The 22301-nt window shown below is 31.4% G+C and carries 16 protein-coding genes; 1 reads left to right on the forward strand and 15 read right to left on the reverse strand.

The window, feature by feature from the left end:
- Positions 1-6: 6 nt before the first annotated feature.
- The 3 genes from bsdE14_RS00505 to bsdE14_RS00515 all read right to left on the reverse strand — a co-directional run bounded on the left by bsdE14_RS00505 (position 7) and on the right by bsdE14_RS00515 (position 3710).
- Positions 7-1071, reverse strand: a complete 1065-nt coding sequence (locus tag bsdE14_RS00505; protein ID WP_264847956.1) for a tetratricopeptide repeat protein — start codon at positions 1069-1071, stop codon at positions 7-9.
- Positions 1072-1235: 164 nt separating this feature from the next.
- Positions 1236-2969 (reverse strand): phospho-sugar mutase, encoded by a 1734-nt coding sequence (locus bsdE14_RS00510; protein WP_264847957.1) that lies wholly within the window; start codon positions 2967-2969, stop codon positions 1236-1238.
- 138 nt (positions 2970-3107) lie between these two features.
- Positions 3108-3710 (reverse strand): 50S ribosomal protein L25, encoded by a 603-nt coding sequence (locus tag bsdE14_RS00515; RefSeq protein WP_264847958.1) that lies wholly within the window; start codon positions 3708-3710, stop codon positions 3108-3110.
- Positions 3711-3934: 224 nt separating this feature from the next.
- Here bsdE14_RS00515 and bsdE14_RS00520 point away from each other — a divergent pair, with 224 nt between their 5' ends.
- Positions 3935-5425 carry an aminotransferase class I/II-fold pyridoxal phosphate-dependent enzyme gene (locus tag bsdE14_RS00520; RefSeq protein ID WP_264847959.1) on the forward strand — a complete coding sequence of 497 codons (1491 nt, stop codon included), beginning with the start codon at positions 3935-3937 and terminating at the stop codon, positions 5423-5425.
- Positions 5426-5460: 35 nt separating this feature from the next.
- Here bsdE14_RS00520 and bsdE14_RS00525 read toward each other — a convergent pair whose 3' ends face one another.
- The 12 genes from bsdE14_RS00525 to bsdE14_RS00580 form a co-directional block, all read right to left on the reverse strand.
- Positions 5461-6294, reverse strand: coding sequence for a hypothetical protein (locus tag bsdE14_RS00525; protein WP_264847960.1), 834 nt, complete (start codon positions 6292-6294; stop codon positions 5461-5463).
- 102 nt (positions 6295-6396) lie between these two features.
- Positions 6397-6975, reverse strand: a complete 579-nt coding sequence (locus tag bsdE14_RS00530) for an indolepyruvate oxidoreductase subunit beta (protein WP_264847961.1) — start codon at positions 6973-6975, stop codon at positions 6397-6399.
- 1 nt (position 6976) lies between these two features.
- Positions 6977-8737: an indolepyruvate ferredoxin oxidoreductase subunit alpha gene (iorA, locus tag bsdE14_RS00535; RefSeq protein WP_264847962.1), complete on the reverse strand. Its 1761-nt coding sequence runs from the start codon at positions 8735-8737 to the stop codon at positions 6977-6979.
- An 87-nt stretch (positions 8738-8824) separates the two neighbouring features.
- On the reverse strand, positions 8825-9724 hold the full coding sequence (locus bsdE14_RS00540) for a phosphate butyryltransferase (protein WP_264847963.1): 900 nt from the start codon (positions 9722-9724) through the stop codon (positions 8825-8827).
- Positions 9725-9988: 264 nt separating this feature from the next.
- Positions 9989-11416 carry a type I glutamate--ammonia ligase gene (glnA, locus tag bsdE14_RS00545; protein ID WP_264847964.1) on the reverse strand — a complete coding sequence of 476 codons (1428 nt, stop codon included), beginning with the start codon at positions 11414-11416 and terminating at the stop codon, positions 9989-9991.
- Between the two features lie 154 nt (positions 11417-11570).
- Positions 11571-12584, reverse strand: coding sequence for an alpha-hydroxy-acid oxidizing protein (locus bsdE14_RS00550; RefSeq protein WP_264847965.1), 1014 nt, complete (start codon positions 12582-12584; stop codon positions 11571-11573).
- 38 nt (positions 12585-12622) lie between these two features.
- Positions 12623-13096, reverse strand: a complete 474-nt coding sequence (locus tag bsdE14_RS00555) for a 2-thiouracil desulfurase family protein (protein ID WP_264847966.1) — start codon at positions 13094-13096, stop codon at positions 12623-12625.
- Positions 13097-13129: 33 nt separating this feature from the next.
- Complete coding sequence (locus bsdE14_RS00560) at positions 13130-15490, reverse strand: endonuclease MutS2 (protein WP_264852192.1); 2361 nt, start codon at positions 15488-15490, stop codon at positions 13130-13132.
- A 1-nt stretch (position 15491) separates the two neighbouring features.
- Positions 15492-17849: a U32 family peptidase gene (locus bsdE14_RS00565; protein WP_264847967.1), complete on the reverse strand. Its 2358-nt coding sequence runs from the start codon at positions 17847-17849 to the stop codon at positions 15492-15494.
- A 181-nt stretch (positions 17850-18030) separates the two neighbouring features.
- The gene (locus bsdE14_RS00570) at positions 18031-19023 is read right to left on the reverse strand and encodes a glycosyltransferase family 4 protein (protein WP_264847968.1); all 993 of its coding nucleotides are present in this window, start codon (positions 19021-19023) and stop codon (positions 18031-18033) included.
- Between the two features lie 16 nt (positions 19024-19039).
- Positions 19040-20620, reverse strand: coding sequence for a YncE family protein (locus bsdE14_RS00575; RefSeq protein WP_264847969.1), 1581 nt, complete (start codon positions 20618-20620; stop codon positions 19040-19042).
- Between the two features lie 96 nt (positions 20621-20716).
- On the reverse strand, positions 20717-22255 hold the full coding sequence (locus bsdE14_RS00580) for a hypothetical protein (protein WP_264847970.1): 1539 nt from the start codon (positions 22253-22255) through the stop codon (positions 20717-20719).
- Positions 22256-22301: the final 46 nt, after the last annotated feature.

The following is a 22301-nucleotide window of genomic DNA, read 5'->3' on the forward strand; positions in this document are numbered from 1 at the left end:
ATCCCCCTATAATATCTTTTCAATATCCTTTATTACCTCGTCATTAGGATTGATAAGTTTTGCAATGTCTATATGGAGTTGTGCTTGCTTTTTATCTCCTAAATTAATATAGCACATTATAAGATTTGTACAAATTTCAATACTCTTTGTAGCCTCAAAAGCTTTTCTAAAATAATTAACAGCTGTATTGAAATCTCCTAAAGAAGCATAATTTAAACCTAATTCATTTACTACATCTACTAGTTGATTATCTAAAGACATTGCTGTAGCTAAATAGTATATTGCCTTTTCGTAATTTTGAAGCAATCTATACCCTACTGCTACATAATAATACAAAGTTGCATCTTCTTGAAACTGATCAAGTAACGGAATCAAATTGGCCAACGCTTCTTTAGGATTATCATATAAGAGTTCTTTTCCTTTATCATAACTCGCAGAAAATTGAAGAGCATTCTTAAGTTCAACTAACTCAGGGGTTTCCTCCCCACCTTTAGCTTTATAATCATTAATGCTATTTAAAGCCCTGGCATATTCACCTGATTTTTTAAATAACTGAGCCTCATATAAATACGGAACAGAAAAGTTTTCAAATTGCTTTCCCATTTCAATTAGAACTATCATTTCTTCTTTAAATAAACTATTACTTTCACTTATAGCATCAGCTAGAGTTAATAACTTTTCTAAGTTACCTGTATTAGTTTCAACTTTAAATAATCCTTTAAGCATAGCATAAGCATCTTCTAATTGTTGATTTTTGATTGCATCATAAATTTTACCTTTAATAAATGTAATATTAGCCTCTTTACTTATTAGAATATTTATATATACACTATTAAATTTAAACTCTGGATCTAGTCCTAATACATAACACATTCCTTCAATAAAATATATTAGTGGAATATCTTCAACATTTTCTCCCTTTTTTATGGCATCTATAATTTGAGAAGATTTTATAGGCATGTACAAATCTTCACTAAGACTTATATTAAAAAAACTACTTACTGTTTCTTTTTTCACATCTAAAAAAAGTAAATTTGATAGTTTATCTGCAAAATAAGATTCTATACTCATTAATTCACCATCCGAAAATAAAATTAATATAAGTTGATTACTTTTGGTTTAATAATATATTGTAACAATAATAATAATACCCAAAATATCATTTATTGTAAACCTATTTAGATATCCATTGCATAAAAATAATGGTAAGAGTGGGATAATCCCAACTCTCACCCTTAGTTTTCGCAAGCATTATTTATTATTGACATCACATTATTTGTAAACACAGTCATTTTTTCTTCCACATCATTTAGACTTGTTCCTATGCATGCAAGATAGACTTTCATCTTTGGTTCTGTTCCTGAAGGTCTAACAACAAACCACGAACCATCCTCTAAAACAAACTTAAGTACATTTGACTTTGGTAAATCAATTATATTTTCTGATATTTTTATTAAGTCTTTTTCTATACTTAACTTATAGTCCATCTTTTTAACTATATTTACGCCATTAACATTTGATTTCATAGAATGCCTTAAAACTTCAAGTGCCTTTGCTATCTTTTCTTGTCCTTCCTTACCTTTAAGTTCAATTGATACCAAATTTTCTTTATAATATCCATATTTCTCATACAAGCTTATTAAAGCATCGTAAAGACTCATGCCCTTTTCTTTATAATAAAGAGCCATTTCGCAAATTAGCGTAGCTGCAATTACAGCATCCTTATCTCTAACAAAGTCTCCAGCTAGATAACCAAAGCTTTCCTCAAAACCAAACAAATAAGTGTTTTCTTTAGTCTCTTCAAACTCTTTTATCTTTTCACCAATGTACTTAAACCCAGTTAATACATTTATTAGTTTCACGTTATACTCTTCAGCTATCTTGCTTACCATTTCAGTAGTAACAATTGTCTTTATTAGCGCTCCATTATTAGGAAGCTTATTTGTTTCCTTAAGAGAAGAAACTATATAATGAGATAAAAGTACTCCTGTCTGGTTGCCAGTTAAAACTCTGAATTCACCAATACTATCTTTAACTACAACCCCTATTCTATCACAGTCAGGGTCAGTACCAAAGATGATATCAGGCTGCATCTCTTTTCCCATTTCCATTGCTATACTAAATACCTTAGGTTCTTCTGGATTAGGGTATGGTGCTGTTGGAAAGTTTCCATCAGGTAACTCCTGTTCTTTTACAACTGCAACATTTTCATATCCAAGTTCTTTTAATACTCTTCTTACAGGTACATTTCCACTTCCGTGAATTGGAGTATATATTACTTTTAAATTTTTTGCATTACTACTCACTAATTCTTTTCTTATAGTTAAATTTTTAACTTTTTCTATGTAAGCTTTATCTACTTCTTCACCAATTATATTTAAAATTCCTTTTTGTTTAGCATCTTCAATATCTATACTTTTTACGTTTTCAAATTCTTCAACTTCTTGAATACATGAAAGAATTTCTGTCGCATTCATATCTGTAACTTGTCCACCGTCTTCTCCATAAACCTTATATCCGTTATACTGTTTAGGATTATGTGATGCTGTAATTACAATGCCGGCTTTACTGCCAAAATGTCTTACAGTATAAGATAGCATTGGTGTAGGTCTTAATGATTCAAAAAGATTTACTTTAATTCCATTGCCGCATAAAACAGCCGCAGCACTTTCAGCAAACTCCTTTGACATATTTCTGGAGTCATAAGCTATACTTACAGATATATCACCATGATAATTATTTATTAAATATTGCGCCAAACCTTGTGTTGCCTTTCCAACAGTATATATATTCATTCTATTGCTTCCAGCACCAATAACGCCCCTTAATCCACCAGTTCCAAACTCTAAATCTTTATAAAATCTGTCTTCTATATCTTTTTCATCTTTAATATTTCTAAGCTCAGTTTTAGTTGCTTCATCAACATATTGAGATTTTAACCACAATTGGTATTTTTCCATGTATGTCATAGTTTTCCTCCCATTTCAATAATAATCAACATTTTTATTATACTAATAAAATATTAAAAATAAAACATTTTTTTATAAATTATGCAAATTTCCATTTCATAAACATAAGCTATAAAAAAAATAAGTGGAACACTCCACTTATTCTTCTGCAATTCTTGGATTGCTTATTTGCATTGTTTCTTCTTGTACAAGGGTAGTATTTCCTCCAGTAACTGAGGCAATAACTGTATTAGGATCATCCATAATGGTAATCTCGCTTGACATTTCTATATCTCTAATCCTAAAAGTATTACCATATGTCAAATTTCCTACATTTATATTTAAAGAGTTTATAACGTTATCGCCCTTACATTGAACTCTTACCTTTGTTTTTTCCTTCTGTAATATTCCGCCATTTCTTGATATGTTGTCTTCGCCTGCAAATATTAGAGGTACATCAGTCTGAACTAGTTTATCTTTAGTCATCTCTTCTAAGTCAATATGTATTAGCTCATGTGTTGCAGGATCCCTTTGCACTTCTTTTATAAGTGATCTATGTTCTGTACCATCTATATTTATATTAATTAAACCATGTTCACCAAATTCACATATTTCCTTGTTTAGTTCTAACTCTGACACTTCGAACATTAAACTTTGCATATTCTTTCCATAAAGTATCCCAGGTATTTTCCCATTTCTCCTTGCTGTTCTTGCACTATGAGCACTTTTCTTTATTCTTGTATTAGCATTTATTGTTTCCATTATTATCCCTCCTACCTTTGCTATTATTGTCACAAATTAAGAATTTTATGCACATGTATAATTATTATATAAATGCTGAAAATATTTTAAGATAAATCATTAATATATATTGCAATTATATTCCAATTACTTTATAATGATATTGTTTTATACAAAGCTGCTTAAACCATTGATTTTGCAAGGTTTTATAGACATAGTATTATGAAAGAAGGTGCTATATTAAAGTGTATAGATTAGATCAAACTCAGACTCCTCTATTTGATGCTTTAATGGAGTATGTTAACAGAGATACTATACCCTTCCACGTTCCAGGTCATAAAAAGGGAGTTGGGATGGACCAGGAATTCAAAGATTTTATAGGAGAAAATCCTTTCAAAATTGACGTTACAGTATTTAAGCTAGTGGACAGCTTACATCACCCAACAGGTCCAATTAAAAAGGCTCAAGAATTAGCAGCTGATGCCTATGGTTCGAATGCTGCTTTTTTCTCAATTCATGGTACTTCAGGTGCAATACAAGCTATGATTATGTCAGTTGTAAGTGATGGCGATAAGATTATAATTCCAAGAAATGTTCATAAATCAGTTACCGCCGGTATTATTTTGAGTGGAGCTATTCCTGTTTATATGCAGCCTGAACTAGATAAAAAGGTAGGGATTGCTCATGGAGTTTCACCAAAAACTGTTGAGGATACATTAAAGAATAATCCTGATGCCAAAGCAGTTTTAATAATAAATCCAACTTATTATGGCGTTGCTACTGACATCAAGAAAATTGCCGATATAGTTCACAGCTACGACATTCCACTTATTGTGGATGAAGCTCATGGACCACACCTTGCTTTCAATGATAAATTACCTATGTCTGCCATGGAAGCAGGCGCTGATATCTGTGCACAAAGTACCCATAAAATTATTGGCGCTATGACCCAATGTTCTTTACTTCAAGTTAATTCAGGACGAGTTGACACCCAAAAGGTACAACAAATTCTTAATTTGATGCAAACAACTTCACCTTCTTATGTTTTAATGGCTTCACTTGATTGTGCACGAAGGCAAATTGCCATAAATGGTAAGGAATTATTAGATAAAACTTTAGATCTATGCAATTACGCAAGAAATGAAATAAATAAAATACCTGGACTATATTGTTTCGGAGAAGAAGTTTTAGGAGTACCTGGTGCTTACGCTTTTGATCCTACTAAAATAACAGTTACTTGTAGGGATTTAGGAATTACAGGTTATGATTTAGATATGATTCTTTCAAATAAATATCATATTCAAGTTGAGCTTTCAGATCTTTACAATATACTTGCTGTAGGATCTTTCGGTGATACTAGAGAAAGCATTGATAAGCTTTTAGCTGCATTAAATGAAATTAGTTCTGAATACTATGGTAAAGGAATAAGAAAATCTGACTTTATCGATATTCCACCAATTCCTGAACAAATGCAAATTCCAAGAGAAGCGTTTAACAGTGTAAAATCTTCTGTGCTTTTACGCGATAGCATAGGTATGATAAGTGGTGAATTTTTATTAGCCTATCCTCCTGGAATACCTGTCCTTTGCCCTGGAGAAAATATAACTAAGGAAATTGTAGATTATATTGAAAACCTAAAAGCTGTTGGATTATATGTACAGGGCACCGAAGATCCAAAGGTTGAATACATTAAAGTAGTAAAACCTGAAGATGCAATATATATAAATGTAGAATAATAAATAAAAAAGACTTGAGAGTTTCTCAAGTCTTTTTAAAATCTTGCTTTGTCACACCTATTAGCAATTTTTTCTTTTGTCACATTGTTAAAGAATTTTAAATATTGATTTGCACTCATATCAAGTACTTTTTCATATGTTCTTATAACTCTTTTAAAATAGCCTATTTCATAAGTTAGTTTCAAAAGCGGTGCTGTTATTTTTTTACTAAATCTATTTGAAAGCTTTTTTCTTTTTTTATCGGCCATATCTTTTATATAATCACAATTATTCTTAACAGATGCAATTAACTTTACTTTTTCAAAATTTTGTTTTATAGCAGTTTCATATTTAGGATATAGTTCTTCCAGCATTTCATCATTAAATACAAATTCTTTGTCATTTAAAGCTTCTATATCATTAACCAAATCACCAATTATTTCATTGCTATGCTGCCTTAACTCCAAAAGCTTTGCCATTACATTCTTCATCTCATAAGCTTCTCTAACTCCATCGCTACCTAAACCATCTAGTACTTTAATTAACTCTTCAAATTCACTTTTTTCTCTTAATACATTTCCTTCGTTTTGAAGAGCGCTTACTATTCCGGCTCCATTCTCATTGCTAAAAAAAACTTCATAGAAATTTGCAAGCCTTGCTAATTCACAAATAACATTTTTTGACTTAAGTACGTTATTTTCCTCATCTAAATAAATATAGCCTTCAGCTTCTTTTTTTACTAGGCTGAATCCCTTTTTATATATTATTACTTCTCTATAATTTTTCCCAGCGTAATTTATTAAACCAGAAACTTTGAATTCTTCACCTTTTTTCTTTAAAGGCTGAATTGCATTATTTATTTCTACCGTAGGTTCTATATATGTTGGCATAGTTTAATCCTCCTTAGTAACATTAATACAATTATAGCAGAATTTTTTATAAAAAGGAGTAGCTTAATTATAAAAAGCCCCACAAGAGTGGGACTTTTTATATTACAATGCTTTCATTCCTTCTGTCAAAGCTTTTTTATTTAATTCTACTGCTTTAACAGGGACTAATGAAGCTATTATATCATTCCAATCTATATTTTCTAATTTTAAAGCCTTTATTAGTGCTCCTAATAATACAACATTCTGGGCCTTGATATTTCCAAGCTGTTCTGATATATTAGCTGCGTCTATAATAATTGTATTTTTAACAACATTCTTTAATCTTTCATTAACATCCTCTGGATACTTTTCTTCTCCTATAAGCACAGTTACAGGATGAATTTCATAATCATTAACCACCAAGTATCCATCTTCTTTTAGATAAGGTAACCATCTAGCAGCCTCACTCTTTTCGAAAGCTACAATTACATCAGCCTTGCCTAGCTCAATTAAAGGGGAATATACCTTTTCGCCATACCTAACTTGAGTGGTAACACTTCCTCCTCTTTGTGCCATACCGTGAACTTCGGACATCTTTACATCATATCCATGTTTCATAAGTCCTTCTGTTAGTAGTTTTGATGCTAATATAGTACCTTGACCACCTACTCCAACAAATAATATGCTTTTTACTTCACTCATATTATTCACCCACCTTTTCTATAGCATTGAATTTACATACCTGCTTGCATAGCTCACAGCCATTACACATATTTCTGTCTATACTAACAACACCATTTTTAAAGGTAAGCGCAGGACATCCTGTTCTAAGGCAAGCCTTACACCTCTTGCACTTATTTGGATCTACAACACACTTAAGTTTAGCTCTAGCTTTTACTACATCCTTTATAAGAGCACAAGGTTGTTTTGTTATAATTACAAAAGGTTCAGTGCTATTATATGCATCCTTAACTGCTTCTTCTGTTTCTTTCAACTTATATGGATCTACAACTCTTATATTCTCTTTCTTTATTCCTATTGAGAGAACAATAGACTCTATATCTATAAAAGGTGCTGGTTTCTTTTGCAAGGTCCTTCCAGTACCTGGATTTTCCTGATGTCCTGTCATTCCTGTTATTCTATTATCAAGTATACAAGTAACTATTGGACTATTGTTATATACAGAATTAATGAGCCCTGTGATACCTGAATGGAAGAAAGTTGAATCACCGAGTATTGCAAAAATCTTACTTTCTCTATTACCCATCATGCTAGCCTTTTGCATACCAATTCCACCTGATATAGAAGCCCCCATACAAATAACAGTATCGGCAACATTTAAAGGTGGAACCATACCCAATGTATAACAACCAATGTCACTTGTTGCAATTACATCCTTATATTTTGATATTGCATGGAAAAGTGGTCTATGTGGACACCCTGGACAAAGCACAGGAGGTCTTGCAGGCGCTTTAATGTCAGTTTCATAATATGGTTTTGATTCCTCATTAAGTAGCGCTTTTCTTATAATATCAGGATTTAATTCACCACATACAGGAATTTTATCTTTACCAATACAGCTTATTCCCATAACCTTAACAGCATTTTCTAAATAAGGTTCATTCTCCTCAATGATATATAAAGCTTCTACATGTTCTGCAAATTCTTTTATCATCTTATTAGGCAATGGAAAACTCATTCCTATTTTAAGATAAGAAGCATTATCTCCAAATACCTCTCTTGCATATGCATAGGATATTCCGCTAGTAATTATACCAATAGATTTGTTTCCCCATTCAATCCTATTCAAAGTAGAGTTGTTTGAATATTCCCTTAGTGCTTCAAGTCTTTCTTCTACCTCATAATGCTTCTTCTTAGAATGCGCAGGTATCATTATGTACTTTTGGACATCCTTTTTATATGGCTTAACTTCAATATTTTCTTTATCAGCTAACTCAACGATTCCTTTTGAATGAGATATTCTAGTTGTGCTTCTAAACAAAACTAAAGTATCAAATTTTTCACTTATTTCAAATGCTGCTTTTATAAAATCCTTGCATTCTTGTGAATCAGATGGCTCAATCATAGCCACTTTAGCATGAGGAGCATACAATCTATTATCCTGTTCATTTTGTGATGAGTGCATTCCTGGGTCGTCAGCACTTACAACAACAAATCCTCCATTAACTCCTTCATAAGCCATAGTGAACATTGGATCGGCAGCAACATTTAATCCTACATGCTTCATTGTTGTAAGACTCCTTGCTCCACCTATTGAAGCACCTGAGGCAACTTCAAAAGCAACCTTTTCATTCGGTGCCCATTCAGCGTATACACCTTCATATGTTGCAAAGTTTTCTAGTATTTCTGTACTTGGTGTGCCTGGATATGCTGATGCAACCTTACATCCAGCCTCATAGGCTCCCCTAGCCATAGCCTCATTACCAGTCATGATAACTTTCATAAATTTACCCCCTATTTTATAAATTGAACTAACTTAACTTAGTTATAGATATATGATTAAATTTTTTAATCTACACAAATAAAATCATTACTCTGCAATTATTGAGCCAAGAGCTATTGAATAAAGTTTTGACTTTGCAGAATCAGCTCTAGATACTAACACTACTGGACATTTTGCTCCCATAATCACTCCGGCATTTTCTGCATTTGCAAAGTATGTTAAGGACTTACCCAACATATTTCCTGCTTCGATATTGGGAACTAATAAGATGTCACTATCTCCAGCAACTGCACTAACAATGCCTTTATGTTTTGTGGACTCTTCAGATATAGCATTATCTAATGCTAGTGGTCCATCTATAATACAGCCTTTTATTTGACCTCTTTTATTCATTTGCGTCAGTAACGATGCATCGATAGTTGCTTGCATATTAGTGTTAACTGATTCAACTGCACAAAGTGGTGCAATTTTGGGATTATCTATATTCAGTGCGTGCGCCACCTTTACTGCATTTTTAATAATGCCTACCTTTTCATTCAAATCTGGATATAAAACCATTCCTCCATCAGTAAGCATTAATAATTTATGATAAGAAGGTACATCATATATCATTACATGTGATAACAGTCCTTCTCCTCTTAAGCCCATTTCCTTGTTTAATACAGCCTTTAAAAGATCAGAAGTATTAAGCATTCCTTTCATAATGAAATTTGCTTGTCCATTTGCTACAAGTTCTACAGCTTTAGCCGCAGCTCTAATTATATCCTTTTCATCTACAATTTTCACATTACTAATGTTTAAATTTTCTCTGCCTGCTATTTCAATAATTTTCTGTTCGTCTCCTACTAAAATTGCATCGACAATATTCATTTCAACAGCCTTTATTACAGCGGTTAATACTTCTTTGTCTTGAGCTACTGCTACTGAAATTACCTTTTTTCTCTTATTACAAGCAATTTCTAGTAAGTTTTCTAATTTATTTACCATATATATACCCCCTTTATAGCTTGTGGTTAAATAAAAACTTTCAAAAACTCTTTATTACATCAACTTTCAAACTATAACAATTTAGCCCCTAAATATTGTGTAATTATTACAATGAAAAGTATTCCAACTAAAATTGAAAAAAAGTAAAAAGTACATGTATTCACTTACACTTTTCACTAAATTTCTATACGACTTAATTTATAATGTCATATTAGTAGTAATAAATTTCAGCTTATGTTTGTGATACATGTACTTTATTATTTTCTATAAATCGTAGTATAACTCAAATTCTTTTGGGTTTGGAACTGGTATTAATTTCATTAATTCTTTATCAAATTTATATTTAATCCAATTATTAATGAAATGTTCATCAAATACTCCATTTCTAGTTAAAAATTTATAATCATTCTTTAATTCTTCCAATGCTTCATCTAAGGATTTTGGTAGTGCTTCGATTTTGTTTCTTTCTTCCTCTGGTAAATCAAATACATTTACATCGTATGGTCCATAACCTTCTTCAGTAGGGTCTATTTTATTCATTATTCCATCAATACCAGCCATAAGTAAAGCTGAATAAGCTAAATATGGGTTGGCAGTTGCATCTGAAGGTCTAAACTCAAATCTTCTCTTTGAAGCTTCTTTTACATAACCAGGAATTCTAATAACAGAACTTCTATTACCTGTTGCAAAGCAAATTGATACAGGTGCTTCGAATCCTGGTACAAGTCTTTTATATGAATTTGTAGATGGATTAGTAAATGCCAAAAGTGCTTTAGAATGCTTTAGAATACCACCAATAAAATAAAGTGCTTCTTGGCTAAGCTTAGAATATTTATCTCCATAGAATATGTTGTCACCATTCTTCCTAAGCAGCATATGCACATGCATTCCACTTCCAGCCTCACCATATAGTGGTTTTGGCATAAAGGTTGCGGTTTTTCCGTGTGCAACAGCCTCATTTTTTATAACATATTTAGCCATCATAGTAGCATCAGCCATTTTAGTCATTTCTCCAAGTTCAACTTCTATTTCAAGCTGACCTGCTGCACCTACTTCATGATGATGGTATTTAACAGCTATGCCCATTTCCTGAAGCTTTAACACCATTTCGCTTCTCAGGTCATTGTTAATGTCGTATGGTAATCCCATATGATATCCTTTTTGGAAAGGTACTTTATATCCAAAGTTATTTTCCTTTGTATTTGAATTCCATGGAGCTTGCTGAGAATCTATACTAACCTCTTGATGCTGGGCTTTTGTTTCAAAACTAATATGATCAAATATATAAAATTCAAATTCAGGTCCGATAACAAATTCATCAGCAATTCCTAAATCTCTTAAACAAACTTCAGCTTTTTCAGCTATGTATCTTGGATCTCCATTAAATCTTCCTTCATTATTACCAATTGTGTAAATATTAGCAATCATGCTTAGAGTAGGAACTTTACAATATGGATCAATAAATGCTGTCCTCATATCTGGAATGAAACACATATCTGAATCCTCTATTGTTGAGTAACCATAGCTTGAACCATCAAAACCTATACCATCAGAAAACAATTTTTCATTTAATCTCTCTACTGGAATTGCTAAATGATTCCATCTTCCTGGTAACGTTATCACTTTAAAATCAATTATTTTGATATTTTCTTTTTCTACAAAACTTTTTAATTCATTATAATTTGTAAACATAAATGAAACCTCCGTGATGTTTTTTTAATTTTGCATATATTCTTAATTTTAGTATAATATATGAATTTTTTTTGTCAACCACATAAACAAAAATGACACAATTATTTCATAAGTTGCAATTTACTAAAAAAAAAGAAGGGTTACCCCTTCTTTTTTAATAAATTATTCTATCGTTAATTTCATCAATAGAATTACAACCAGTCAATACCATAGCTGATTTCAATTCACTTTGAACATTCTCTATATAAGACTTTACACCTTCTCTTTGTCCTCCAAAGGAAGCTGTTACAAATGGTCTGCCTATTAGCACAGCATCAGCTCCTAATGCTATCATCTTAAGCACATCAACACCATTTCTTACTCCCCCATCAGACAATATTTTAATTTTTCCCTTTACTGCCTCAGCAATTTCAGGAAGTACATCCGCTACTCCAGGCGTTTGGTCTAGTACTCTTCCTCCGTGATTTGAAACTACTATAGCATCTACACCAGCTTCAACTGCAAGAAGCGCTTCATCAGCTGTCATTATACCTTTCAAAATGAATGGCAATTTAGTACTATTTACAATTTCTCTAATTTCTTCTACATTTTTGGGCCCTACTGGCTTTCCGTGAAGAGCTAAAGTAATAAGTCCTGCTGCATCTATATCCATACCAACTGCAAACGCTCCAGCTTCTTCAGCGAGTTTAATCTTATTTATTACATTTTTGTTCTCCCATGGTTTAATAATAGCAATACCATTTCCTTCATAGGACTTTAATACCTCTAAATTAGTAAGAAGAAAAGAGTCTACAGCAGTATCTCCTACCATTGCATACACACCTGCATCAAGGCATCCTCCTATTACCCAGGAAATATATTCCATTTCACTATATTTTCCACCCATATTTAATGTAGTGCCAGAAACAGGAGCTGCTAATACTGGTACAGTTAATTTTTTCCCAAATAGTTCTATTGAAGTGTCTGGGTTTTTTGCATTATGAATTACCCTCATATTTAATTTATAGTTTTCTAGAGCTTCTATATTCTCTGTAAAAGCCTTACCAGTTCCCTTTCCACCCATTCCAGGGACTTCTCCTGCACATGCTTTTCCGTTACATACTGGGCACACCCTACAGCTTCCATTTAAATTTTCTTTAGCATTTCTTAGTACCTCATTATAATTCATTTGTGAACCCCTCGCTTATTATTATATATTTTTAAAGTTTACTTATTAAAATACTCAAAATCTATATTTTCAAATTCTTCTTCCGTAAAAACTTCGATATTATTTCTTTGTAAAAGCTCTGCAGCAACACCATTTCCAGGTATTTTTACTCCTGAAAAGCTCCCATCATATATTATCCCTTTTCCACATGAAGGACTCTTAGACTTAAGTATTGCATATTTTGCACCTATTGCTTTTGCAATTTTCAAGGTTTCTTCTGCACCTCTAATGAATCTCTCTGTGCCATCAAAATTGTCATTTGATATTACCTTGGAATTTCCACTTAGCACATCAGCTCCAGCACCATTTTTAATTTCATGTGGAGGTCTTGGTGTACTAAAACCTCCTAATTGTTCAGGGCAAACTAAAATAGCTTTACCCTCTTCAAGAAGCTTAAGTACTTTGTGATTTATATTGTTTTTTCCGTCATATCTTGAATTTACACCGCATAAGCATGCACTGACTATTATCAATATACCACCTACTTACTTTAATTAAAATACAAACTATTTAAGTTCAACAACTGTTACCCCAGATCCGCCTTCCCCATATTCTCCAAGCCTGTAATTCTTAACATGTGGATGTTTTTTCAACATATCGTTTATTGCTTTTCTTAATATGCCAGTTCCCTTTCCATGTACAATAGTAACTTCACCTAGGCCTGCTAGATATGCATCATCCAGGTATTTATCTACTGTATAAATAGCCTCTTCAGAATCCATTCCTCTTAAATCTACAGAAGAAGCAACTGAAGCAACTCTTAACTTAAGTTCTCGCTTCTTAATTTTCTTTTTTTCCTCATTTGATACTTTAGAAGCTCTTAAATCCTTTATCTTAACACTTATTTTCATAATTCCAGCTTGAACTTGTACTTCCCCTTTATTATCTGGCTTTGATAAAACTATAACCTTTTGATTTAAGGATGGAAGAAAAACCTCATCTCCCTCATTTACTTTTTTAAGCTCTTCTCCTTGATTTAAGTTCTCGCTACTGATTACATCCTCAGCCTTATCTAATCTATCTTTCAGCCTTTTTCTTTCTTCCTCAAGTTTTTGTCTTGCTTCAGAAGAATATCCTAATCGTTCAAGCTCTCTCATATTTTTTAAAATTGTGTCAGCTTCTTCTTTTGCATCTTTAATAAGCCTCTTAGCCTCTCTTTGCGCATTAATAAGTGCATTTTCTCTTGACTTCTCCAGATTATACAGCTTTTCTTCATACTTACCCTTATACTTTTCAGCTTCAAGTTTTAGTATCTCAACTGCTCGTGCATCATTTTCTGCTTTTATACTCTTTTCTTGAAGACTCTGAATTAATTCTTCAAACTTTAAGGTATCTGTTGATATATTTTCTCTAGCAGCATCAATAATATAATCGGCAAGTCCTAATCTTTTTGATATTTCAAAAGCATTTGATTTACCTGGTACACCTATAAGCAATCTATATGTTGGTCTTAAGGTTTCTACATCAAATTCTACAGAAGCATTTTCTACTCCCGCAGTTCTTAATGCATACCCCTTAAGTTCACTATAATGTGTTGTAGCTACAATACGTGTACCCCTTTTTCTCAAGTTTTCCAGTATTGACATTGCAAGGGCTGCTCCCTCTGTAGGGTCTGTTCCTGCACCAAGTTCATCAAATAAAACTAAGGAATTATTATCAGCTTCATTAATTATATTTACAATATTAGTCATGTGAGAAGAAAATGTGGATAAACTTTGCTCTATACTTTGCTCATCTCCAATATCCGCAAAAACTTCATTAAATAAACTCACAGTAGAATTTTCCCTGGCAGGAATCATAATTCCACTCATTGCCATTAGGTGAAGCAGCCCAATAGTTTTAAGCGTAACAGTCTTTCCACCAGTATTCGGTCCAGTGATAACTAGTGAGGTAAATTCTCTACCAAGATAAATACTTGACGGAACAACAACCTTTGGATCAATAAGAGGATGCTTTCCCTCTATAATATCTATAATTCCATCTTCATTTACATATGGGCAAACTGCATTTATTTCGCTGGCATATTTTGCTTTTGAAAAAATAAAATCCAGCTCCCATAATATATTTCCGTTATTTTTTACAGCTATTATGCTATCATATACCCTTGATGATAATTCTGATAATATTCTTTCAACTTCAGCCTTTTCCTTTAGCATTAGCTCTTTTATTTCATTATTCAAATTTACTAGACTCATAGGTTCAATAAATAATGTAGCTCCAGTAGCACTTTGATCATGTACAAGTCCTGGCACAGATCCTTTATGTTCTGCTTTAACAGGAATTACATATCTATCTCCTCTAATAGTGTACAAATTATCTTGAAGATATTTAGAATTCGATCTTATCAAAGAATTAACCTTATCTTTTATGGATGCATTTTTATCTTTCAAACTTCTTCTAATGTTACTCAAAGTTGTACTTGCTTTATCTGATATCTCATCTTCGCTTACAATTGCAAGCAATATATCATCTTCTAGCTTTTTTAATGGAATTAAGCCTTCACAAATATCTTCAATCACTCTAAAGTTCTCTTCTTCTTCTTTTCTATTTACATAGTCCTTGAATCTTCTAGCACATCTTAGCATTTGAGCAATTCTCAATAATTGACCTGGCATAAGACTTGAGCCTTTCTCAACTCTTGAAATTGCCTCTCTCACGTCATATATTCCTTCAAATGGAGGACTTCCTTTTTTGATTAGGAGCATAAATGCTTCCTTGGTTTCTTCTAGATGTTCTCTAACTTCGAAAATATTATCATAAGGCTCAAGCCTATCAATTAATTCTTTTGCTGCCCCTGTATTTGCGTAATTTTTGATTTTTTCTTTTATTTTATTAAATTCTAATACCCTTAACGCCTTTTCATTCACTTTATTCAACTCCTCTTTTGAAATGGCCTCTGGTGTAACTACTAAATTCACCCTGCCACTTACCACTTATAAATGCATTTAATATTTCTATGCATTCATTATAACTCTCATTGATAAAATCAATTCTAAATGACTCTATACCTAAGTTCTTTATTTCATCTAAGTTTGATATTAAATTTGTTGCATTCACATTATAAATATAGCTTCTGCAAAATTTATCGGTCTTAATAACAAATTCTTCATTTTTTCTATCTCTTAAAAAATATTCTCCACTTTCGCAAATACTCTTGCAGGTTACTCCATTGGATTTTCCTCCAATCATACTTCCAATAGGGCAATACTCAGAAACCATTAATTCTGTTCTCCCATATATTATATATTGAACAGGCAAATTATTATTTTCCATTAGTTCTTTTAGCTCTTTTTTATTCAATTCTACACTTGGAACTACGGCATCTAAATAAGGTTCAAAAAAACTTGCGGCATAACTATTAAATATGTTCAGTTTATAATCACCAATTAACTTTGTTTTCCCTTGAAATTTTCTTATTATTCCAAGGTTAGATGTGATTATGCCTTTTATATAAGGAAGAATATCATTAATTCTTCTGCATACTAAATCAAATTCTTTTTTTATTATGCTAGGAACCTTAATATAAAAATCAACATTTTCTATTTGTTTTATATCCTCTAATTCTGGATAATTTCCTCTCATAAACGGATTAAAAGATATACTTTTAACACTCTTATCTAAAGCAGCCTTCATTTGTTCCTTATTGCTTACATTAACTAAAAGCTTAGGACAATTAAAATCCCTAGTAAGTTTTTGAGGCTTAAATTTAAAATCTATTTTCCCCACAACATCTCTTTTATACCTACTATTAATGTAGCTTTGAATCTTATCAATTAATTCTCTTCTAATGGAATTAATATCTGCAATAGGTAAGAATCCATTCTCAAAATACTCAAACTTAACATTATCAAATTTGAATGATGTGTCTCCACTTTTCTTAATATTTTCTGCTAGCTTTTCCATTGTAAGGGGTTTATTAATTGCATTCTCTACTACTTCTCCTTGTACATTGAAGCTAATGCCATCAAAAATTGTGCTTAATTCAATAGGTTCACTAATTTTAAATTTAACACTTGCAGTTAAGTTAATCTTTTTGTTATATGCATTTTTATAGCTTTCTTTAAGATTTAATAACAAAGAATTATCAGCAGTTTTGTATAGATTATCTCCCTGCTTATATTTTGTTGGAATAAGTTGTACTATTTCACCCTTTGAAGCTGACTCAACTTCTTTATTATCTTTTATAATTCTTGAAATTGTGAAGCCTTCTTCCCTTACTCTAATTCCATCTCTTACCGCTATACTTTCTTCAAGTATAATTGAAGCATCTTTATTTGCCTTTCCAATTAATATCCCAGTATTTTTAGGATATCTGTAAGCCATCATATCCTTTCCGCTATTTCCAAACAGGTATGCTTTAGAAAAACCTTCTCTATTAAAAAGCTGTAAAAGCTTTTTATTTTCAGATATATAATCAAACTCTTTACCTGAATATACGCTATCAATTGCCTTTCTATAACTTTCCACTACTCCAGCCACATATTCTGGACGTTTCATTCTTCCTTCTATTTTTAATGAAGATGTGCCAGAATTTATTATTTCTTCTATATGTTCTAAAGTACAAATGTCCTTAGGACTTAAAGCATATCCTTGTTTTTCTATACCTTTTTTTCGTTCTATTAAAGTATACGGTAGTCTACAAGGCTGCGCACACCTTCCTCTATTGCCACTCCTGCCCCCAATCATACTGCTCATAAGACACTGTCCTGAATAACATATACATAGAGCGCCGTGTACAAAAATCTCAGTTTCTATTCCAAGCTCTTTAGATATAAACTCAATTTCATTTAAGGACAATTCCCTGGACAATACAATTCTTTTGAATCCAAAATCCCGCAGTAAAATAGCACCTTCTCCATTATGTATAGTCATCTGAGTAGAAGCATGTATCTCAAAGTCAGGAAAATTCCTCCTTATAATATTAGCTAAACCCAAGTCTTGGATTATAAGTGCATCTACTCCAATTTCATACAAAAATTTTACATACTTCACAACTTCATCTATTTCATTTTGCTTTATTAGGATATTTAAAGTTATATATATTTTTACACCATAACTATGACAATAGTTAATTGCTTTTATCATATTTTCTTCATCGAAATTTGAAGCATATGCTCTAGCGGAGAATTTACTACCTCCCATATAAACTGCATCTGCTCCCATTTGTACTGCTGCGTATAAGCTCTCAATGCTTCCCGCAGGCGCTAAAAGTTCTATCTTTTTCATAAGCATCTCCCCTAAAACATTCTAAATCTTATTATACATTATAAATTGCTGTTATAAAACTTTATTTCTAGTATTTGTTGATATAAAAATATTAGGCGATAATAATGCCTAAAGTTTTTATCAATGGATCTTTTTCTAGTCCATTTTTCATCTTAACATTATATCGCCAATTTTATTATATTTATTCATTCAATATTTTTTTATAGCTTTCATAAAGTTCTTTAATAGAATTCTCCCAGCTGTAATTTGATATTACATAATTTTTAAGTTTTGAGTCCTTTCTTTTGTTATAGCCTTTTTCAACTGCTTCAATTATGCTCTTTTCATCATAAGGATTACAAAATAGAGCGTAATCTCTAAAGTATTCCTTTGAACTTCCTTCTAATGTAGAAACAATATTACACCCGCAAGCTGCTGCCTCTAGTGAAGTCAACCCCGATGCTTCCACAAAACTTGGAAGTACATGAAGTTTTGCAAACCTATAAGCGTTGTAGATATTATAACTATCTATAAATCCAAGGTACAATACATTTTTAAATGCTTTGCACTGCTCTAAATAAGCTCTATCATTTACAACCCCTATCAATACAAGGTTTACCCCTAATTCATTACATGCCTTCGCCAGTCCAAGCTGGTTTTTTTGAGGATTAATTCTTCCAACGCTGAGTACATAATTATTTAAATTGTATCTATCCTTTAAATTATATAGTGGTGTTTCATCATGTTCTACTTCTACACCATTATATATAACTTTAATAGGAAGTCTTTGTCCATACCTAGAAATTATAATATTCTTTTCTGTTTCGCTGTTTGGGAATATCATTTTACTACCCTTTAATACTTCCTCTCTATAAGGCATGCACTTTTCCCAAAGCCTTAAATTTTCAAATTCTCTATTTTGCTCATAATACTTGGTTAAATCCCAATATATTGGAGTTATTACGATATTTTTTTTGTATCTATGCGCATCCCTATAGTACTTGTAAATCTCTCCTGTTCTTGATAGATTAAACAGATGCACTATATCATAAGGTGAATAATCAGTAATATCTCCTATATTTATCTGTACCTCTGCTCCAAGTTTAGTTAAGTACTTTGCCGTTTTAAGTACAATCTTTGAATCACCCGCAAAATTTTTCTTATAGTCCTCTCTAGTGCAAAGTAATACTTTCATATGAAATCCCCCTATATTAATCATTATCTTCTATTGAAATTGAAAATAAATTTAAAGGAAAAGGAGTATTATTAAAATCTAAAAATGCTTCAAAAATTTCCTCTTCACTTGGTTCAATATATTCCTCGCATTCTATTAATTTCGAATTACAATTATATACTGGAATTTGTACCTCTTGCTCACCTATGGCTCTTATCAATAAAAAAAATCCAGCACTGAACTTTATAAAATTTTTATATATTTTGGGACTGTTTAAAAGTTCTCCCTTGGATTTGATGATAATTTCATAATCGTTTACATTTTGTGTTTCAGACATATGCATCACTAAGTCTTTTTTTTCATCCAAGAAGGCTTCGATACAGCGCGTTGACATATTATTTCCCTTCAGCGTAATGCTATATGGAATTCGCAGGGTAAATTTAACTCTGCAGTTTTCATGGTTATCCTTCAAAATGTCCATTTTCAAAGAACCCTCAATAATGAAGGCATTTTTGAAAATTATATTTTCAAAGCTATACTCGCTAGCTCCATCCTTAATTTCGCATGTAACATCTGTAACACACATTTTCTGCTTATAGCTTGCAAAAATTCTTTTAACAAGAATGGACATTGGCTTTAAATCATAACTAGAGGTTTTTGAAAGACACAAAAAATCTTTGGAAGAATAATCATGTTCAATGAAAGCACTTATTATGCATCTTGACTTTATATTCTTGCTCCCAACAATGGTAGTTCTGCTACTCTTACAATTATGCAAATCTATTATTTCAATTAGTTCATTATCGTTATCATCTTCTTCAACAATATAAAGCTTTGTATTATCATTATTTATTTCAACCATTTCTGGAATTTTATTACCAATCTCTATGGACTTAAATACTCGCATTGTTATTATATTAATCATTTCTATACGTTTTAGACTTCTATTGACTGCATACAATATATTCCCTCTAGAAGCTAAGCTAGTTATTGCCGAACCTTTTGGAAATTCCAACAGTTTAACCTCATAGTTACGTAAATCAACTATTGTTATACCTGAACCCCTACCTTCATTTTCTATACCTTCATTTGCAATAAATACATAATCAAACTCCTCTAAACCTAGAATGCTCCTCGGTCTAAGTCCTAAATTATTAATTGATATAATTAGTTCAAGGTTATTCTTATTATAAATATTAAGCTGATTTAATATAGAATCAATTGCAAACAATTTTGTTCCTTGTTTTTCTACAAAAATATATTCTATTCCCAAACCACTATTAACGGTATTAATTATCTTTTTATTCTTAAGGTTGTAAAGAATTATATTCATTCCGTCAGATATATACATTAAACTATTTTCTTCATCTATGTCCATAACTCCATTATTTGAAATATTTATAATATCTTTATTAAAGGTTAAAAGATCAATAATTTCTACTTGCTCTCTTCTATCACAAGCTACATAAAGCTTGTTTTCCATTGACTTTTTTATATTGAAAGGCCTGTCTGCAACTTTTATAGATTGAATTTGCATTCCAGTATTGGCATCAATAACCTTTACAGCGTTTTCTTCTACACAACTTATGAAAATATATTCATTTTTCATTTCGTTCATTATTTATTCAACCTTTCAGCTTATAGCTTTTAATAAAAAAATATGCGTCTCATATAGATAATATGCAATATAAAATAAGTGACCTGGAATTTCAGGTCACTTATCTTCACATTTATCACTTTTTTTTAACAATCTACCAAAAATTGATTTATTACGTTCCTCACTTAATTTATCTAGTAATAATCGGTTTTCAATTTTTAATTCATCCACTTTTTTCTTCAGTATTTCATTATCAGAATTGTATACATATAGCTTTTCCCTGTTAGCTTGCAATATATCATTAAGAGACTCTACCTCACTTCTCAGTGAGGTAACTATATATCTTTCATCTTTTAGCTGGAGCATTGCAGTATCAAGCTGCTTCTTGGTTTCTTGCTGAAGTTTAATAAAAAACTCAATTTTTTCCTCCATAATCCTCTTTTGCTCTGCTATTTTATTTTCTTTCTCTATCAATTCATCAACGGTTCTTTCCTTTACCTGTAACTGCATTTGAAGTGTTGCAATTCTTTTCTGAAGCATTCTTATATAATTATCATCTTCCTGCTTATTAATTTTTATATCAGAATAAGTATCTTCTTTATATACTGAAAGTTCTTCCACTCCTATCAATTTTTCCTGAATTTTTACTTTTTCTTTACTACATATATACTTAGGCATAAAGAGTTTTAAATCCGGATAATTTGTCCCAAATACAACCTTGATTTTTGTATTATTATCGGGTATTATTGACGTCTTGTACCTATAAATATTAATTTTTGAAAGTTCTTCATTAATGGCTTGTGGAATATTCCACTTTTCATCAAAGTATGTATATTTAATTGTATTATTTCCTTCAAGCCACTGTGCCCATAAAGTTTTATTGTATATAAAAAAATTTGCTTCTCTAATTTTTTCTTTAGTTTCATATATTGTTTCGCTATTTATTTCCCCTTGATAATCTACAAATGCTCTTTCTAAAACAACTGATGAATCATCCTCTGAAACATTCAGAATGTTAAATTCATTATCTCTTTCTAAAGTAAAAATTTCTATGTTCCCACCAGTAATTCCATAAAGTTTTTTAGGCTCACTCCAGGTTCCATTAATGTAGCCACAATTCATAACTGCTGCTTCAATACCATCCTTAGTTAAAAAGAATAAATATAAAACACTTTCTGAAGCAATTTCTACTGTAAAATGCCTTTCTGTAAAAGGCAGCAATTCAATGTTATAAATATTAGTACTTGTCCCTTCTTCACCACTCCATACATAATGTATTAGCTTTGCTTTTTTTGTCTGTCCATTTTTACAAAATAAAAATACAATATGAATTTCCTTGCCCAATAATTTCAAGTCTATTTCTTTAATATTAAATAAACTCTTATCATAGCTGTAGATAGTTTTCCCTGCCCACTTCTTATCTTTATAAATACAGTATTTTAATTCTCCATTTAAAGTTGTATATACTATGTGAAAGTTACATTCATTATCTAGCTCGATACAAAATTCTTCAACATTTGAATCCAATCTCATTTCTTTAGTCCATTTATTTTCACTATACATTATTCTATAAATAAACGTTCCATACTGATCTATATAAAATTGCCATAAATTATTTTGAAAATCTCGAACAATGCATTCTTCTTTACTCCCCATTTCTTCACCCCCTTCTTAAATTATATTTATTTTTAAAAATATATAT

Source organism: Clostridium omnivorum (genome assembly GCF_026012015.1).
Classification (GTDB): Bacteria; Bacillota; Clostridia; order Clostridiales; family Clostridiaceae; genus Clostridium_AX; species Clostridium_AX omnivorum.

Bases quoted from the DNA above. Each gene is read 5' to 3' on its own strand.
- bsdE14_RS00570 (WP_264847968.1), bottom strand. From the start codon at position 19,023: ATGAAAGTATTACTTTGCACTAGAGAGGACTATAAGAAAAATTTTGCG.
- bsdE14_RS00580 (WP_264847970.1), bottom strand. From the start codon at position 22,255: ATGGGGAGTAAAGAAGAATGCATTGTTCGAGATTTTCAAAATAATTTA.
- bsdE14_RS00515 (WP_264847958.1), bottom strand. From the start codon at position 3,710: ATGGAAACAATAAATGCTAATACAAGAATAAAGAAAAGTGCTCATAGT.
- bsdE14_RS00530 (WP_264847961.1), bottom strand. From the start codon at position 6,975: ATGAGTGAAGTAAAAAGCATATTATTTGTTGGAGTAGGTGGTCAAGGT.
- bsdE14_RS00505 (WP_264847956.1), bottom strand. From the start codon at position 1,071: ATGAGTATAGAATCTTATTTTGCAGATAAACTATCAAATTTACTTTTT.
- bsdE14_RS00525 (WP_264847960.1), bottom strand. From the start codon at position 6,294: ATGCCAACATATATAGAACCTACGGTAGAAATAAATAATGCAATTCAG.
- iorA (WP_264847962.1), bottom strand. From the start codon at position 8,737: ATGAAAGTTATCATGACTGGTAATGAGGCTATGGCTAGGGGAGCCTAT.
- bsdE14_RS00565 (WP_264847967.1), bottom strand. From the start codon at position 17,849: ATGAAAAAGATAGAACTTTTAGCGCCTGCGGGAAGCATTGAGAGCTTA.
- bsdE14_RS00510 (WP_264847957.1), bottom strand. From the start codon at position 2,969: ATGACATACATGGAAAAATACCAATTGTGGTTAAAATCTCAATATGTT.
- bsdE14_RS00550 (WP_264847965.1), bottom strand. From the start codon at position 12,584: ATGAATTATAATGAGGTACTAAGAAATGCTAAAGAAAATTTAAATGGA.
- glnA (WP_264847964.1), bottom strand. From the start codon at position 11,416: ATGTTTACAAATTATAATGAATTAAAAAGTTTTGTAGAAAAAGAAAAT.
- bsdE14_RS00575 (WP_264847969.1), bottom strand. From the start codon at position 20,620: ATGAACGAAATGAAAAATGAATATATTTTCATAAGTTGTGTAGAAGAA.
- bsdE14_RS00540 (WP_264847963.1), bottom strand. From the start codon at position 9,724: ATGGTAAATAAATTAGAAAACTTACTAGAAATTGCTTGTAATAAGAGA.